The following is a 16,042-nucleotide window of genomic DNA, read 5'->3' as shown; positions in this document are numbered from 1 at the left end:
ACGTTTGCCGGGGTGCAAACGTCGAGATACGGCGGGCAACGTCGAGTTGAAGGCTCAAACGTCGAGTCTCGCGAACGTTCGAGCTGCCCGCCCGGGGCCTAGAGCAGTGCCAGGCCTTGCTCGTGCAGGATCTCCAGCATGGGGGAGGCCTCCGCCGGGCCCTTGCCAGGCTTGACCCGAATCTGGTTGGTGAAGGAGTCCAGGCGCCCGCCGCCCTCGCGCAGCTCGTAGTACTCCTGGATCACGGCGTCGTACTCCGCCAGCGCCTCGGCGTAGGAGTCCACGAATGGGTAGGAGTCCACCCCGCTGGTGATCTCCAGCGGCAGGCGCGGTTTGAACTGCGGCTCCTGCGCGCGGTGACCCACCAGCAGGCCGAACAGGGGATAGGTGAGCTTGGGCAGACCCAGGGCTGCGATCACGCGGCGCGGGTCGGCATTGATGGAGCCCAGGTAGCAGGTGCCCAGCCCCATGGACTCGGCAGCCACCACCATGTTCTGCGCCGCCAGCGTGGTGTCCTCCACCGCCTCCAGGAACAGATTCATGCGAGAAAGCGGCTCGTTGCCCAGCCCCGCCTCGGCGCGGATACGCGAGTTGCGGTAGAGATCCACCACGAACACGAACAGCTCGCCCTTGTCCCCGCCCACGTACGGCTGGCCGGAGGCGCCGTGCAGCTCGGCGCGCACCTCCGGGTCCACCACGTGGATGACGGTGCACTGCTGCAGGAACGCCGCGCTGGCAGTGTGGCGGGCCACCTCTAGCAGGGTGCGCACCTCCTGATCAGTGAGCTTCTGCCCGGTAAAGGCCCGGATGGTGCGGTGATTCATCTGGACACTGATGGTCTGGTTGGTCACCGGGGTGGACTCCGGGGTGTTCAGCTTTTCTAGAGACATTTGCCCTCCTCGCGCACCATTTTGCCCGTCTGGCGCAGGCAGCGGGCGTGATTGGCGCCTCCCAACGGAGGAGATTGCAACTGCCGAAGCCCCGGTGTGGTCAAAACTAGCCGAGTTAGCCGCGACAATCCCGGCGGGGAAATATAGGAACTCGAGTATTTACCCAACGGGTGTGGGGCCATAGCATCCAAATGGGTTGTCCCGCATTTCCTGCGCCTGCCCGATTGCTGCTATTTGATCTGGTTGGTCCCGGTTTTCCTAGGGCTGTGGAGCCCGTCAAACACGGGCCAGGGCTAGCCGATTTCAAGGAGGATGTTGTGACAAACATTCAAGGGAAGCTGAAGAATCAGCTCCTCAAGACGCTTGCAGCCTTCGTGGCTGTAACGGCGATGGTGCTGGGGGCGCTTGTCGGTTCCCCCGCTGCCTTTGCTGCTGACGGGCCCCGTCTCGGGACTGCTGGTGAGCCTCGCGCCGGGGCTTCTGTCACTCTGCCGGAGGATTGCAAGATCCTGCCGGGGGGGTTCGATAAGCTCAAGATCCACCCTGAACTCGTCGGTCGCGACCAGGAGATCCTGGCAAAGATCTGCGAGCCTGGTTATCCAGGCTTCTACAGCATTGACAGCGTATATCTTGTCGAGGACGACCAGGGTCGTCAGTGGTATGAAATTGTCCATTCGGTCAAGTTCATCAATGACCCTGGTGTTGATGACTACGCGCAGGGGGCGATCAGGCTTCCTGTCGGTGACGCACCGACGCCGACTCCGCTGCCCACTCAGGGCGGTGAAGTAACGCCAACACCGGCCCCCGACCCGAGCACCACCGCGCCGCAGCAGCCGAGCAATCCCTCCGTGCAGCGGGTAGCCGGCAAGGATCGGGTGGCGACCGCGATTGCGGCCTACCGGGCCGGTGACTTCCAGGGTGACGCGGTCGTGCTCGTTTCGGGCAAGACCTACCCCGATGCCTTGGCGGCAGCGCCCCTGGCGGCTCAGCGCAAGGCGCCGATCCTGGTGACGACATCCCCGCAGCTGGAGCCGTCGATCCTGCAGGTGTTGCAGGAGAAGCGGGTTGCCCGTGTGGTGATTGTTGGCGGCGAGCGTTCTGTTCCTGCGGCGGTCGCCAACCGCCTACAGGGTGAAGGCTTCAAGGTCGAGCGCGTGGCGGGAAATAACCGTTCTGCAACGGCCGTGGAGGTTGCGAAGGCGGTTGGCGCCCTCCGGCCCAACCAGAAGCTGTTCGTGGTTGACGGCACCAACTTTGCCGACGCACTGGCAGTTGGTGCGGTGGCGAACAAGCACGGCGGCGCAATCCTGCTGTCTAACGGCAAGCAGCTGCCGTCGGAGACCTTGAACTACCTCAAGGCCACCAAGGTTGGTGTGGTCGCCGTTGGTGGCAACGCCGCTGCTTCCCTCAAGGGTTACGGTGAGATCACCACGGTGGTCGGAGTTAACCGCCACCAGACTGCGGTCAAGGTTGCGGAGCAGTTCGCCCCCGAGGCGAAGTATGCGGCTGTTGTCAGCGCCATTGAGTTCGCCGATGCTCTGGGGGCCGGCGCGCTAGCCGCAGACAACGGCGGAGTACTGCTGCTTTCGCCGAAGTCCGCCTTGGACAAGGACACCGCCACCTACCTGCGTGGATCCCAGATCGAGCAGGTGAGCGTGATCGGCGGCCCGAACACGGTCAACGAGGCTGTCTTGCAGGCAATTAAGTAGCCCGATACGGCGCTGAGATCAAGGTGGCTTGCCCGTCCCGCCGACGGGCGAGCCACCTTGTTGTTGCAGCCGCACCGTTCTGCCCGTGGGATGACGCCGCGCCGCTCGCGCCCATCACTGCGGCCACAATGTGTTCTGCTCGTGGGCCGACGACGCCGCGCCGCTCGCCCCCATTACTGCGGCCACGCGGATCGGCAGGCGGGCGGGACGTCGGCCAGAAAGAAAACGCGGTGGGCCGGCAACGACGCCGCCCTCCGACGCCGGTGCCGGGCGAGCCGGCCCCTAGCCGCCTGCGGGGTGGGTGGCGTGCTGCCTAATGCGCGCCTCGGCCTGCGGCACATCCATCGGCTCACAGCCGTCGGCCATCCAGGCGCGAATGAAGGAGGGCTCCAGCCGCAGCAGCCTGAAGCCGCGCCGCAAAATCACTGGCAGCGACTTGCGGCCCTCGGCCACGTCCCGCAGCAGGCGGAACCAGAAATTCTTCCAGCGCGGCCGCTTGATGCAGATAGCGTCGGCCAGGATCCCGGCCTTGCGGGCGTGAGAAACCATGTGGGAGGCAAACACGCCCTCCGCGATGAACACGCGGTGCTCACCCAGGGACATCTGCGCAAACCCCGTGCGGCGGTTGAGGGGGATCGAATACACCGGCAGCTCGCAGCTGCCGTGGAAGGCCAGCTCCACCAGGGCCGCCAGCGCCTCCTCGGTGTTCCACGCCTCCGGCGAGTCCCAGTCCACCAGCGACCCGCTCAACATCGGCAGGCCCGGCGCCGTGTCGTCCTTGTAGAACTCATCCAGGTTCACCACCGGCAGGCCCAGCCGCCTAGTCATGGACGTCTTGCCGCACCCGGACGGGCCGGCCAGCAAGACCACGCGAGCCGGAGGCTGCGGCACTACCCCGGGCGGCAAATCAAAGAGCGGCTCCTGGTCGCTGCGGTAGGGCACAGCGTCGTCCAACCTGAACTGGTCGGTGGAATCGTCAGCACTTGGGGACGGCGGGAGGGAGGGCACCCGCCAATGCTAAGCGAGCGGCCCGGCACGCAACGCGCACCGGGCCACCCAGCAAGAACCGCTAGATGAACTGCAGCGGGTCGAACTCCGCCAGCGGGATGATGCGAACGCGCGGCAGCGGCTCGCGGAAGGCGTGGATGTCGTGCTCGATGTCGTAGACCTTCAGGCCACGGTCCTGCAGCGCCGCCAGGTGCGAGTTCAGGTACTCGCGGAAGCAGATCACGCTCACCTTGCGGCCCTGGCCCAGCAGGCGCTCCAGCTGCGGGATGAAGTCGCCGTCGTGGCTGGCCAGGATCACATCGCCCTCGGGCAGGTCAGCGATCGCGTTCAAGGTGCGCTGGATACCGATGTCCACCACCTTCTCCGGGCCCACGCCGGAAAGGGGGATCGGGCGGTAGTCCATCGCCAGCAGCGCCTGCACAAAGTTCATCGGCAGGGAGCCGTTAGAGGCGTTCAGGAAGAACAGAGCCGCCGAGCGCGTGGAGCGCAGCGTGGGAGCCTCCTCCTCGCCGTCCTCATCCACGCTGACCTTCGGGGCACCCGCGCAGTCCTCGTCCACGAAGGCGCGCACGCGGTCCCAGCGGGGACGCTCAGCCGGTTCGGGCCTGCGCCCCAGAACACTTAAACCCAAAGTAGCGTCGATGTTTTCACCATCGACTAATAAATACGTAAAAGCCATGTGATTACTGTAAGCCCCACCCCTCGCAGGAGGGAATGGATTTCACAAGGCGGGCAGTGGGCCCACGCGTTGAACGGCGCGGATTCCCGGCCGCCACGGTCCGGGGTGGGGCGGCCGGCCTGCCCTGTGGTTCTGCGCACGTCCCGCCGGGGAAGTGACGCAAACGGCCCGGCCCCCGCCTGGCCCATCGGGTGGGGCACGGGTTATGCTGGGTGACCCTGTAATTTTCCGGGTTGGGCCCGGCAAGATTGGGAAAAGAAAGGGAAAATCGATGCCTACCGGCAAGGTAAAGCGCTTCTTTACGGACAAGGGCTTTGGCTTTGTGGCCGACGACGAGGGCCGCGAGGCGTTCCTGCACGCCACCGCGCTGCCGGCCGGCGTGGACGACATCGCCCCGGGCACGCGCATCGAATACTCGATCGCCGAGGGCCGGCGCGGCCCCCAGGTGCTCTCCCTGACCATCCTGGAGGCCCCCAAGCGCTCGCGCCGCCTGGCCCCGGCGGAGATGGCCGAGCGCATCGAGACCCTCATCAAGGTCCTGGACGACGCCGCCACCTCCCTGCAGGCCGGCCGCTACCCGGACAACTCCCGCAAGATCGCCTCCGTGCTGCGCGCGGTGGCCGCCGACTTTGACTAAGGTCTGACGCGTGGCAACTACCAGTCGACCCGATGCAAACCTGGCGAGCGCCGTTGACGTAGCGCGCGCCGCCGCCCTGGAAATCGCCTCCCCCGACGAAGTGGGGGAGGCCGCCGGGGTGCGCGCCGAGGGCGAACGGCTGGTGACGCACCTCTTTACCTGCCTCAAGCCCGGATACGCCGGCTGGAACTGGGCGGTGAGCCTGGCCCGCGCGCCCCGCTCGCGCCGCGCCACCGTCTGCGAGGTCAGCCTGGCCCCCGGTGAGGGCGCCCTGCTTGCCCCCGAGTGGGTGCCGTGGAAGGACCGCCTGCGCCCCGGCGACCTTGGCCGCAGCGACATCATGCCGCCTGCGGTGGACGACGCTCGCCTTGAGCTAGTAGACACCGAGGCGGAGCGTGCTGCGCTGGACGACGTTGCGCTGGACGTGCCCGAAGGGATGGAGGAGACGCTGGGACGCCACCGCGTCCTGTCCCCCGAGGGGCGGGCGCAGGCCGCGCAGCGCTGGTACGACTCCGACAAGGGCCCGAGCGGCCGGCCGCGCGGCGTGCCCTCCTGCGGCACCTGCGGCTTCCTGCTCCCCATGGAGGGCGCCGTGGGCAGCGTGTTCGGCGTGTGCGCCAACGAGTGGGCTAGCGACGACGGCAGCGCCGTGGCCCTGGACCACGGCTGCGGGCAGCACTCCCAGATCAAGGCCCCCGCGCAGGAAGAGGAATGGCCCCTCACCCCCACGCGCGTCAACGAGTCCGACATCGAGGTGGTCGAGCTCCAGCGGTGAGCCCGGTCGGCACCGAAGGGCGTGGCTAATCCGGGCGGCGCGGCGGCAACGTCGTCCCGCCACCGTGCCCGCGTGAATCTGCCCACGAATGGCGGCCCGGCCTGGGAATAACCTGAATGCGGGTGGAAGAATTACCGGGTGAGCAACACCAAGCAGGCGCGAGAGTCGCGCGCCACCACCAAGGCCGGCCTCGCTGGCGTCCTCGACTCCTTCTTCCGCATCTCTGAGCGTGGCTCCACCATCCCGCAGGAAATCCGCGGCGGCCTGGTCACGTTCTTCGCGATGAGCTACATCCTCATCCTCAACCCGATCATCCTGTCCGGCCCGGACGCCTCCGGCGGCTTCCTGGGTGGCGGCGAGTCCGCCAACATCCCCGCCATCGCGGCCGGCACCGCCCTCATCGCGGGCATCATGACCATCCTCATGGGTGTGGTCGCCAACTTCCCGCTGGCCCTGGCTGCGGGTCTGGGCATCAACGCCATGGTCGCCTACGGCATCACCACGATGCCGAACATGACCTGGGCCGACGCCATGGGCCTGGTGGTCCTGGAGGGTGTCATCATCCTGGTCCTGGTGCTGACCGGCTTCCGCGAGGCCGTGTTCAAGGCCGTCCCGGCCCAGCTGAAGGTCGCCATCTCCGTCGGTATCGGCCTGTTCATCGCGTTCATCGGCCTCGTCGACGCCGGCATCGTGCGCCAGTCCATCCCCGTGGTCCAGTTCGGTATCGGCGGCTCCCTGCGCGGCTGGCCGGCCGTCGTGTTCGTGGTCGGCCTGTTCCTCATCATCGTGCTCATGGTCCGCAAGGTTCGTGGCGCCATGCTGATCGGTATCGCCGTGGCCACCGCCCTGGCCATCGCCGTCGAGCGCATCTACCACGTTGGCCCCAAGGGCGTGGACGGCACCAACCCCGGCGGTTGGGGCCTGGCCGTGCCCAGCCTGAACGGCTCCCCGGTGCAGGTGCCCGACCTGTCCACCCTGGGCCAGTTCTCCCTGCTTGGCTCCTTCGAGAAGATCGGCGTGGTGGCCGTTGTTCTGACCGTCTTCACCCTCATGCTGGCCGACTTCTTCGACACCATGGGCACCATGGTCGCCATCGGCGCCGAGGGCAACCTGCTGGACAAGGACGGCAACCCACCGCGCACCCGCCAGATCCTGGTGGTTGACTCCCTGGCCGCCGCCGCCGGTGGTATGGGTGGTGTCTCCTCCAACACCTCCTACATCGAGTCCGCCTCCGGCGTTGGCGACGGTGCCCGCACCGGTCTGGCCTCCGTGGTCACCGGTGTGCTGTTCCTGCTGTCCATGTTCATCGCCCCGGTCGTGGAGATGGTGCCCTACGAGGCCGCCACCCCGGCCCTGGTGATCGTCGGTTACCTGATGATGACCCAGGTCGTTGAGATCGACTGGAAGAAGCTCGAGATCGCCATCCCGGCCTTCCTCACCATCATCCTGATGCCGTTCACCTACTCCATCACCGTGGGTATCGGTGCCGGCTTCGTCACCTACGTGGTCATCCGCATCGCCCAGGGTGCCGTGAAGAAGATCCACCCGCTCATGTGGCTGATCTCCTTCATCTTCCTGATCTACTTCACCCTTGGCCCGATCCGCGACCTGCTGAACGTCTGATCCAAGGGCCCGGGGCCTAAGGCTGCCCGGGAGTAAAGGAGCGGGGGCGCTGCCTGGCGGCAGCGCCCCCGCTTCCGTTTACTCGGTGAGGCGGTGCGGCGCGGGTGGGCTATCGCGGCGCGGACGCGCCCCGGCGGTGCCCGTAGACCTCCGCGCGGGAAAGCCTTGCGTCCCGTCGATGGGGATGGCCGGATCGAGCGCGCCGGTGAGCGGCCCGATGACCGCGCCGTTGCCTCGCCCGATGGCCGGGCCCGGGTGACGGCCAAGACCACCGCGTTCACGCCGCAAATGTTGCAACGGGGTACATTCGACCGCTCGGTGCCACGCCCCCGAGCGGTCGAATGTACCCCGACCGCACTCTTGTGCGCTCGGGGGCAAAACGACGCCGCCCATCGCCTAAGTGGCAGCGCCGCCACGGCCATGTGCCCCGCAGCGCAATCAGGGACGCCTGCTGCCCGGGGCGTGCAGCAGGAGCGTGCGTGCTGCCCGGGCTCTTGGTCGCTGCGGCGTGCCTGCTGCCCGGGGCACTTGGTCGCTGCGGCGTGCGTGCCGACCGGGCAGCGGAGGCCCGATCAGGCCAGCGCCTCCACCACGTAATCGATCGAGGCGGTGAGGGCGGCAGCGTCGTCCACCGAAGCGGCCGGGAAGGTAGCCACGCGCAACTGGTTGCGTCCCAGCGAGCGGTACGGGAACACGTCCAGAACGCCGTTGGCGCGCAGGGCGGCCTGGATGTCGGTGGCGTCCACGCCCTCGAAATCGATCGTTGCCACCACGGGGGAACGCCACTCCGGGCGCTCCACGAACGGGGAAGCGAAGGCACGCTCCTGCGCCCAGGTGTAGATGTGCCCGGAGGCGGCGGCGGCACGCGCCGCGCTGGCAGACAGGCCGCCCGAGGCAAGCAGCTCGCGCACCTGGGCGCGCAGCAGGATCAGGGTGGCAAGCGCCGGGGTGTTGAAGGTCTGATCCTTGCGGGAATTGTCCAGGGCGATCGGCAGGGACAAGAAGTCCGGCACCCACCGGCCCGCCCCAGCCAGCTCCTCCACACGAGCAACAGCGCGCGGAGACATCACGGCGATCCACAGGCCGCCGTCGGAGGCAAAGGCCTTCTGGGGGGAGAAGTAGTAGACGTCGATCCCCGCGAAATCCACCTCCACCGCGCCGGCGCTAGAAGTGGCGTCCACGATCGTCAACGCCTCCGGGGCCGCGCCCGCCACCGGGGCAACCGGGGAGATCACGCCCGTAGAGGTCTCGTTCTGCGGCCAGCAGTAGGCGTCGGCGCCCTCTACGGCCTCCACCACCGCCAGCTGGCCTGGCTCCGCCCTGAACACCGTCGAGGGGGCAAGGAACGGGGCCCGGTCCGTCTCCTTAGCGAACTTGGCACCAAACTCGCCAAAGACCGCGTGGGCGGCGTGGTTGCGCACCAGGCCGACCGTGGCCAGCGCCCAGAAAGCCGAGGCGCCGCCGTTACCCAGCACCACCTCGTAGCCGGCAGGAATGCCCAATAAGTCAGCCAACCCTTCCCGAATCTCGCGCACCAAGGCGCGCACCGGGGCCTGCCGGTGGGAAGTTCCCATCAAGTTGCAGGAAGCAATTTCCGCCACGTGCGCGGCCGGGATCCTGGACGGGCCGGCCCCGAAACGGCCGTCGGAAGGCAGCAGATTGGCGGGAATCTTGATGTCACGGGCAGCGAAGTCAACCATGGCGCAATTCTTTCACCTCACCAATGCCCGCCAACAGGGCGCGCCGCGTCGAGTAAGTCGCACTATCGGCACCAAACCAAGGGTAGAAAGGACACCAAAGCACCTGGCCAGCGAGGAACTGACACGATGAGCGATCTGATCGACACCACAGAGATGTACCTCAAGACCATCTACGAGATGGAGGAGGACGGCGTCCCGCCGCTGCGCGCCCGGATCGTCGAGCGCCTGGGGCACTCCGGCCCCACCGTCTCCCAGACCGTGGCGCGCATGGAACGCGACGGCCTGCTGGTCGTGGCCGGCGACCGGCGCATCCAGCTCACCGACCGGGGCCGCGAGGTTGCCCGCGAGGTCATGCTCAAGCACCGCGTGGCCGAGCGTCTGCTGCTCGACGTCATCGGGATGCCCTGGGAGCTAGTCCACGACGAGGCCTGCCGCTGGGAGCACGTCATGAGCGACCAGGTGCGCGCCCGCCTAGACGTGCTGTTGAAGAACCCCCTGACCGACCCCTACGGCAACCCGCTGCCCGGCCACGAGTCCGCTCCGCTGGTGGCGCTGCCCGACGCCCTTGAGATCGCCGGTGAGCGGGTGCGCGTGCGCCTGGCCCGCCTGGGCGAGCCCGTGCAGGCCGAGCCCGGACTGCTGCGCGAGTTCCTGGCCGCCGGCATCCTGCCCGGTACCGACGTCACCCTGATGGGCGAGCGCCACGGCGGGGTGATCGTGGGAGGCCTCAACGGTCAGGTCACCCTGAACTCGACGCTGGCCAAGCACGTGTTCGCCGAATCCCTGGACGGCTGAGCTCGAAACTGAGGTTGGGGCCGGCCCGAAGGGCCGGGCTGGCCCGGAAGGCTGGGGCGGGTGGCCCGTCGCGTTAGCGCGACGGGCCACCCGCTCGTTTTCTCGCCGTGTTGGGCGTGCGCCCGGTGGCGCGGGCCGCGAAGGGCGTGTGATCGGGGCGGCCGGAGGAGCGTCGTCCACGATGTGAGACAGGGGGCGGCGGCCCCGCGTCGCGGAATTGTCACGAAACGGTCACGGGAAATGTGAGGTGCACCCCAAAGTGGGCTGTTACATTCCCGTAACAAAGCGGGGTGGGTTAGCGTTTTCCTCGTGGTTGGACATCCTCAAGTCCGGCCGCCGCGCGAAGGGCGTCTAGTCCTGCCGCCTTCGCGTGACTAGCTCAGAGACCGCAAACGGCAGGAGCGGGGGAACCAAATCGGTTCGCGCAAGCGGACCTTGGGGTGAAGGGTAGCTAGCTGCCCCGGGCGATTCCTCGGCCCGAACCCGACAGCTCACCTCGCAAGCGCAAAGGAGAGGTACTCATATGACTTCGCAGACCCGGAAGGCGCGTCACCGCGCCGCCTGCCGTCCCGCCACGGTCTTCACCCCGCTGGCTCAGCAGGCCGCCAAGTCGGGCCGCGCCACCCTCGCTGTGGTCGCCTCCGGTGGACTCGCGCTTTCGCTGTCCTCCGTCCCGGCCTTCGCCGCTCCGGCTGACGTTCAGCCCGTTGACTTTTCCGCCCTGACCCGCGACGCGCGCCGTGCGCTGGCCACCAACCCCACGGTGACCGTCGCCCCGGACGCCGCCTTCTCCCTGGACGACGCCGTCGTCGAGGCCGCTGCGGCCCCGGTCGTCGAGGCCCCCGTCGAGGAGGCTGCCTCCCGTGACTCTGAGCGCGAGGAGGTGCAGGCCGAGGAGGCGCCCGAGGAGGCGCCCGAGGTCGCCGAGGAAGTTGCGCAGGAGACCACCTACCAGGCTCCCGCCGTCAACGCCGCCGCCGGCTCCATCGTCGAGATCGCCCAGCGCTACCTGGGCGTGCCCTACGTGTGGGGCGGCTCCGACCCGAACGGCTTCGACTGCTCCGGCTTCGTTCAGTACGTCTACGCCCAGGCCGGCATTGGCCTGCCGCGCACCTCTTATGGCCAGGGCGGCGCCGGCACCATCGTCTCCTACGCCGAGGCGCAGCCGGGCGACATCGTGGCCTGGGGTGGTCACGTGGCGATCTACCTGGGTGACGGCATGATCATTCACGCCCCCGACTTCGGTCGCAGCGTGGAGATCGCCTCCATCTACGGCTCTCCGTGGTTCGTGCGCGTGGGCTGAGCTAGCGCGTGAGGCAGAAGCGGGGTCGCAGCATCGAGCTGCGGCCCCGCTTTGCTGTGCGCCAACGCGTGGCGCCACACTTAACCGCTAAACCACCACCCGCGAAACTGTGTTGTAGGGCACAATTGAGGTGACCCAAGCGCAAGGAGGCGGCAATGGTGAGCAAGGAAATCGTCGTAGGGGTTGACGGCTCGGTGGAGAGCAAGGATGCGCTCCAGTGGGCCATCGACGTCGCCAAGGCGCACGAGGCGCCGCTCCGGCTCGTGTGTGCCTATTCGTTGCCCTCATTCACCGCAGCCTCCCTGGACGGCGGGTTCGCGATCGCCGACGACGCCGCGATCGAGTCCGGTGCGCGGGCCGTCATCGACGAGGCGATGGCGCGCGTACGCGACGCCGGGATCGAGGCGGAGGCTGACCTGGAGACGGGCGACCCGGCCGGCGTGCTGGTGGATCGCTCCAAGCACGCCTGGCTGGTGGTGGTCGGCACGCGCGGTGGCGGCGGGTTCGCCGACCGGCTGCTGGGCGCGGTTTCCTCCGCCGTGCCCGCGCACGCCCACTGTCCCGTCGTGGTGGTGCCGCGCCACGAGTCCGGCAGCGAGTTCACGCCGATCCGCCGCATCGTGGTGGGCGTGGATGGGTCCGACGTTGCCGCCCGCGCCCTCTCCCTGGCGATCGACGAAGCGATGCTGTGGAACGCCGAGCTGACCGCCGTGGCGGCCGTGCCCATGACCACCGGGATGGGCACGCTGTCCTGGATCCCGACCTCCGTGGACCGCGAGACGGTGGTGGCCGACGCTCGCGCCGGCCTGGACGCCACCATCGAGAGCGTGCTGGGCGGGCGGGACGTGAACGTGCGGCGCCACGCCCTGGACGGCAACCCGGCCGCCCTGCTGGCCGAGTTCTCCACCGCCGTGGACCTGGTGGTGGTCGGTACCCGTGGGCGGGGCGGCTTTGCCGGGCTCCTGCTGGGCTCCACCAGCCAGGCGCTGCTGAACCACACCACCTGCCCGGTCATGGTGGTGCCGGGGCCGAACAAGAAGAAGGAAGGCGAGCCGTCGTACACGGGCCGCTGGAGTCGGCGCTAGGACGGGTGTGATGGACGCGGGGGTGCGGGAGTTTCCCGCACCCCCGCTTTCCCGGTAGGCTACCGGGGTACTTCCTTGGTGCCCCCGGGCGCCGGGGTGGGCCCTCGTAGCTCAGTGGATAGAGCACCGCTCTCCTAAAGCGGGTGTCGGACGTTCGAATCGTCTCGGGGGCACTTCTCTTGGCCGGCGCTGCGGCCGTGCATCTGACCCGCAGTCTTAAACCCGGGAGTAGGGTTCCTCGCAAAGCCCCGTCCCCACCGGCAGCCGCCCCGCGCGAGTGCAGCGAGCAGCTGCAGGAAAGGGGCTTGACCTCGCCAAACGTGAGCGACGCCGGAGACGAGAGGGAGGGTGCAGATGGCCAACCAGAAGGACAGCGCTCAAAACGTACCCCGGGGCCGCGCGCAGGCCGGCGCCCACGGCCACGCCCACTCCCACGCCCACTCCCACCGCTGACCACGGCGGTGCTGGTGCCGGTGGCGGTGTTGACGCACCTGGGGATGAGCACGTCGTGGTGGGTCGCACTGGCGTTGGCGCCGTTCCTGGTGCTGGCCGGCGCGGTGGTGCCTGCCCTGGGTGGGCGCGCCAGCGAGGCCGCGGCGGTGCGGATCAGGCGGGCGCGCGGGGCGCTGTCCCACCAGGTCACCGACTCGGTGCAGGGCGTGCGCGAGGTCCTGGCCTTTGGCGCCCAACAGCGCCGTCTGGACCAGATGGCGAGCCACGAGGAGCAGATCGGCGCCGGGCTGCGCACGGCGGGCGGCTGGGTGGCGGCCCGGCGCGGCCTGAACCAGGCGCTACTCGAGCGGGCCGTGGTGGCTATGACGGGCGTGGCCGGGCACCTGTGGCTGGCCGGCGAGCTCAGCGCGGGGCAGCTGGGCATGGCGGTCGGCGTGGCGCTGGCGGCGTTCGCGCCAGTGCTGGCCGTGGAGGACTTCGCGGTGGACCTGGACCAGGCGTGGGCAAGCGCCCGGCGCATCTTCGAGGCCTCGACCGCGCCCCGCTGGTGGCGCAGCCCGACTCCCCGCTGGAGCTGGCCACCGGCGGCGCGGTTGACGGTGGCGGCTCGTCCGAGGGCGACGCCGCTGAGGGCGGCGGCGCTAACGGCGGCGCGGTGGGCACTGCTAACGGCGGCGCGGTGGGCGTGCGCGTGCGCGGCGTGGACTTCACCCACCCCGCCCTGCGTGAGGCGCTTACCACCCCCACGCCCACTGGCAGCGGGGACGACGTTCCCGCCCGCCGCCCCAAGCACCGGGCCCGGTGCCGCTCCGGCCGCCCAGCGACCCCAGGTGTTGCACGGCGTGGACCTGGACATCCCGGCGGGGAAGGTGACAGCGATCGTGGGGGCGTCGGGCTCGGGTAAGTCCACGCTCGCCTCCCTGCTGACGCGCACGTGGGACACGGATGCGGGCAGCGTGGAGCTGGTGGGCGCTAACGGGCAGGCGGTGGATGTGCGCCGCCTGGACCTGGCCCGCCTACGCGAGGTGGTGGCCTACGCCCCGCAGCGGCCGCACGTGTTCAACATGAGCGTGCGGGAAAACCTGCGCCTGGCCGCGCCGGGGGCGTCGGAGGAGGCGGTGGCGGCCGCGTGCAGCGCCGCAGCCCTGGACGAATGGCTGGCCACCGAGCCGGCCGGCCTGGACACCAAGGTGGGCGAGATGGGCGAGCGCGTCTCGGGCGGGCAGCGCCAGCGCTTGGCGCTGGCGCAGACCCTGCTGCGCGCCGCCCCGGTCACCGTGCTGGATGAGGCCACCAGCCAGCTCGATGCCGCCACGGAGGCGCGCGTGCTGGACGGGATCACCCGGGCCGCCCGGGGCCGCACCCTGGTGGTGATCGCGCACCGGATCTCCACGGTGAGGTACGCCGACCAGATCGTGGTCATGGATCGCGGCCGCGTTGTCGAGGTGGGCCGGTGGGACGAGCTCATGGCGAAGCCGGACGGCGCCCTGGCGGCGCTGGCCGCGCGGACCACGGGCGCCTGACCCTGCCGCAAAGCAGAGGGGGCGGGCGGACACGTTGCGTGTCCGCCCGCCCTTTGCGTTGCCCCGCAGGCTTGCCTTCCCCGTCCGGCCGGCGCGGCCCGGCTCCCTCCCGGGCGGGGCGGCCTTCCCGCCCCGCCCGGGTGCTTGCCTTACAGCGTGGTGAGCCTGATCTTGCGCCCCCAGGCGACGCTGGCGGCGACCAACACCGCCCCGACCAGCGGGGCGCCCCAGCGCGGCAGCTGCAGGAAGTCGCCCACCGAGGCCTGCCCGTACATGGGCACGAAGAACAGCACCACCACGGCCGCCAGCGCCAGCCAGGGGACGATGAGCGCCACCCCTGCGGTCCAGTGGAGCCTGACGAAGCCGATGCCGATCAGGCGCCCGGCCGCCGCTAGGGCCACGATGGCAAACACCATCGCCAGGCCGTGCCAGACGGGCTCTGCACTGTAGAGCTCGTACCCGGCCCGGGAGGCCCCGGGGAAGAGCATTCGCGCCACTGCGGGGAGGATGAAGACCAGCGGAACGACGGTCCTAGCGCCAGGTCCGCCGTCCAAGACGCTGCGATCTGGCGCAGCCTCGATGCCCCGCTAGTCGAGGCGACCGAAGGCACCGCGTACTCCAGGACGCCCATGACCAGCACGAAGCCCCACGCCACGGTCATCATCCCGAAAATCAGTAGCTCAGGGCTGGTGGGCTTGTAGCCGGCGATCAGCCTCACGGCGACGTTGATGGCAAAGTTCCCCACCACGATCACGGGGACCGTGAGAAGAAATCCCTTGCTCATCTTTAGGTTTGCCTTGGCCAGGTCCCAGAACCTGGGCGGTGCGGGCAAAGCCGGCACACCAGAACCAGCCGGACCGGCCGGACCCCGGACGACCCTGGCCGCCGGGCGCCGCCGCAGCCGCCGAGGGGATCGAGTGGGTCAGTTTCGCAGCCATTTCAGTTCTCCTCCTGGATCAAGTGGACAAAGGCGTCCTGGAAGGGGACGGGGCTTATCTGCACGCCCTGGGCGGCGAGCCCAGCCAGCAGGGAGCGCTCCGGATGGCAGTCCAACACCACTTCCCGGGTGGGCCCGAGTTCGCGGGAGCTGACCACCTTCCAGGCGTTTTCCCGCACTGCGGCCGACAGGACGTCGGCGGGGCCAACCAGCGCGGTCAGGCGGGAGCGCAGCTCCTCCGCAGGCCCGGCGGAGAGCAGCTTGCCTTCCTTGAGGATCACCACGTCCTCCACCAGGTTTTCCAGTTCGGAGACCAGGTGGGCGACGATGATGGTGCGCTCGCCCTGCGCGGCGATCCTGGTGATCTCCTCGTAGAGGGCGTAGCGGTTGGGGACGTCCATGGTGGCCTGGACCTCGTCCAGCAGCACTACCGGCGCCCCGCTGGCCAGCGCGCCGGCGGCCACCAGCATGGTGGACTGGCCGCGCGAGTACTTGGTCACCTTGTCCTTCAGGGAGAGCCCGAAGCGGGACAGCAGGCGGTCGAACATTCCCTGGTCCCAGGTGGGACGGCAGGCGGCGTAGCCGGCGTAGTACCCCAGCATGCCGGTGGAGGTTTCCGCGATCTGGCCGGCGTATGCACACCATGCCAGGCGCGCGTCCACGTCTACCTCCCGCCCGTTCAGGGTGAACTGACCGCTGATTTATACAGCAGGTAACCGGCCATCGACTTCATCAGGGTGGTCTTGCCCGAGCCGTTGGGGCCGATCAGCCCCGTAACTACGCCCGGCCGCAGGGCCACGTTCAGCCCGTCCAGGGCGGTCTTGCGCCCGTAGCGGTGGCTGAGGTTATTCAGGGTGAACATGTCATTCCTTCCCGGGGGTCGCCCAGCCGGAGAACTGGGTGGCAACGAACGTTTGGATTTCGG

Annotated in this window: 15 protein-coding genes, 1 tRNA gene and 1 riboswitch; of the genes, 9 read left to right on the top strand and 7 right to left on the bottom strand. The window is 68.9% G+C overall.

All coding sequences use genetic code 11. The features are described from left to right. Positions 1-98 precede the first annotated feature (98 nt). Positions 99-890 carry an NADPH-dependent oxidoreductase gene (locus AC4PWQ_RS01725; protein ID WP_492089595.1) on the bottom strand — a complete coding sequence of 264 codons (792 nt, stop codon included), beginning with the start codon at positions 888-890 and terminating at the stop codon, positions 99-101. 317 nt (positions 891-1,207) lie between these two features. Here AC4PWQ_RS01725 and AC4PWQ_RS01720 point away from each other — a divergent pair, with 317 nt between their 5' ends. Next, positions 1,208-2,599, top strand: coding sequence for a cell wall-binding repeat-containing protein (locus AC4PWQ_RS01720; RefSeq protein WP_492089594.1), 1,392 nt, complete (start codon positions 1,208-1,210; stop codon positions 2,597-2,599). 282 nt (positions 2,600-2,881) lie between these two features. On the opposite strand, the gene AC4PWQ_RS01715 is transcribed toward AC4PWQ_RS01720, so the two are convergent. Further along, complete coding sequence (locus tag AC4PWQ_RS01715) at positions 2,882-3,607, bottom strand: ATP-binding protein (RefSeq protein ID WP_371151514.1); 726 nt, start codon at positions 3,605-3,607, stop codon at positions 2,882-2,884. Between the two features lie 61 nt (positions 3,608-3,668). After that, positions 3,669-4,286 (bottom strand): PIN domain-containing protein, encoded by a 618-nt coding sequence (locus tag AC4PWQ_RS01710; protein WP_371151515.1) that lies wholly within the window; start codon positions 4,284-4,286, stop codon positions 3,669-3,671. A 271-nt stretch (positions 4,287-4,557) separates the two neighbouring features. On the opposite strand from AC4PWQ_RS01710, the gene AC4PWQ_RS01705 reads away from it, so the two are divergent. From AC4PWQ_RS01705 to AC4PWQ_RS01695, 3 genes are all read left to right on the top strand, one after another. Then, on the top strand, positions 4,558-4,923 hold the full coding sequence (locus AC4PWQ_RS01705) for a cold-shock protein (RefSeq protein ID WP_371151516.1): 366 nt from the start codon (positions 4,558-4,560) through the stop codon (positions 4,921-4,923). A 10-nt stretch (positions 4,924-4,933) separates the two neighbouring features. Continuing rightward, positions 4,934-5,698: a DUF3027 domain-containing protein gene (locus tag AC4PWQ_RS01700; RefSeq protein WP_371151517.1), complete on the top strand. Its 765-nt coding sequence runs from the start codon at positions 4,934-4,936 to the stop codon at positions 5,696-5,698. Positions 5,699-5,836: 138 nt separating this feature from the next. Continuing rightward, complete coding sequence (locus AC4PWQ_RS01695) at positions 5,837-7,321, top strand: NCS2 family permease (protein WP_371151518.1); 1,485 nt, start codon at positions 5,837-5,839, stop codon at positions 7,319-7,321. A 572-nt stretch (positions 7,322-7,893) separates the two neighbouring features. Here the strand turns inward: AC4PWQ_RS01695 and serC are convergent. Next, complete coding sequence (gene serC, locus AC4PWQ_RS01690) at positions 7,894-9,021, bottom strand: phosphoserine transaminase (protein ID WP_371164183.1); 1,128 nt, start codon at positions 9,019-9,021, stop codon at positions 7,894-7,896. 126 nt (positions 9,022-9,147) lie between these two features. Between serC and AC4PWQ_RS01685 the strand changes: the two genes are divergently transcribed. The 5 genes from AC4PWQ_RS01685 (at position 9,148) to AC4PWQ_RS01665 (ending at position 14,180) form a co-directional block, all read left to right on the top strand. After that, positions 9,148-9,816, top strand: coding sequence for a metal-dependent transcriptional regulator (locus tag AC4PWQ_RS01685; protein WP_371164184.1), 669 nt, complete (start codon positions 9,148-9,150; stop codon positions 9,814-9,816). 366 nt (positions 9,817-10,182) lie between these two features. Then, a riboswitch (cyclic di-AMP (ydaO/yuaA leader) is annotated at positions 10,183-10,336 on the top strand. A 3-nt stretch (positions 10,337-10,339) separates the two neighbouring features. Then, positions 10,340-11,119: a C40 family peptidase gene (locus AC4PWQ_RS01680; RefSeq protein WP_371151521.1), complete on the top strand. Its 780-nt coding sequence runs from the start codon at positions 10,340-10,342 to the stop codon at positions 11,117-11,119. A 155-nt stretch (positions 11,120-11,274) separates the two neighbouring features. Further along, positions 11,275-12,204: a universal stress protein gene (locus tag AC4PWQ_RS01675; RefSeq protein WP_371151522.1), complete on the top strand. Its 930-nt coding sequence runs from the start codon at positions 11,275-11,277 to the stop codon at positions 12,202-12,204. A 100-nt stretch (positions 12,205-12,304) separates the two neighbouring features. After that, positions 12,305-12,377, top strand: a tRNA-Arg gene (locus tag AC4PWQ_RS01670). Positions 12,378-12,665: 288 nt separating this feature from the next. Continuing rightward, positions 12,666-14,180 carry an ABC transporter ATP-binding protein gene (locus tag AC4PWQ_RS01665; protein WP_492089593.1) on the top strand — a complete coding sequence of 505 codons (1,515 nt, stop codon included), beginning with the start codon at positions 12,666-12,668 and terminating at the stop codon, positions 14,178-14,180. Positions 14,181-14,329: 149 nt separating this feature from the next. Here the strand turns inward: AC4PWQ_RS01665 and AC4PWQ_RS01660 are convergent, their stop codons facing one another. From AC4PWQ_RS01660 to AC4PWQ_RS01650, 3 genes are all read right to left on the bottom strand, one after another. Continuing rightward, on the bottom strand, positions 14,330-14,677 hold the full coding sequence (locus AC4PWQ_RS01660) for a hypothetical protein (RefSeq protein WP_492089592.1): 348 nt from the start codon (positions 14,675-14,677) through the stop codon (positions 14,330-14,332). A 442-nt stretch (positions 14,678-15,119) separates the two neighbouring features. After that, complete coding sequence (locus AC4PWQ_RS01655) at positions 15,120-15,779, bottom strand: ATP-binding cassette domain-containing protein (protein ID WP_492089591.1); 660 nt, start codon at positions 15,777-15,779, stop codon at positions 15,120-15,122. A 17-nt stretch (positions 15,780-15,796) separates the two neighbouring features. Beyond that, the gene (locus AC4PWQ_RS01650; RefSeq protein ID WP_492089590.1) at positions 15,797-15,979 is read right to left on the bottom strand and encodes an ATP-binding cassette domain-containing protein; all 183 of its coding nucleotides are present in this window, start codon (positions 15,977-15,979) and stop codon (positions 15,797-15,799) included. Positions 15,980-16,042: the final 63 nt, after the last annotated feature.

This window comes from Buchananella sp. 103232 (genome assembly GCF_058725725.1).
The sequence above is the reverse complement of the archived record's forward strand: the minus strand, read 5'-3'. Positions and strand labels throughout refer to the sequence as shown.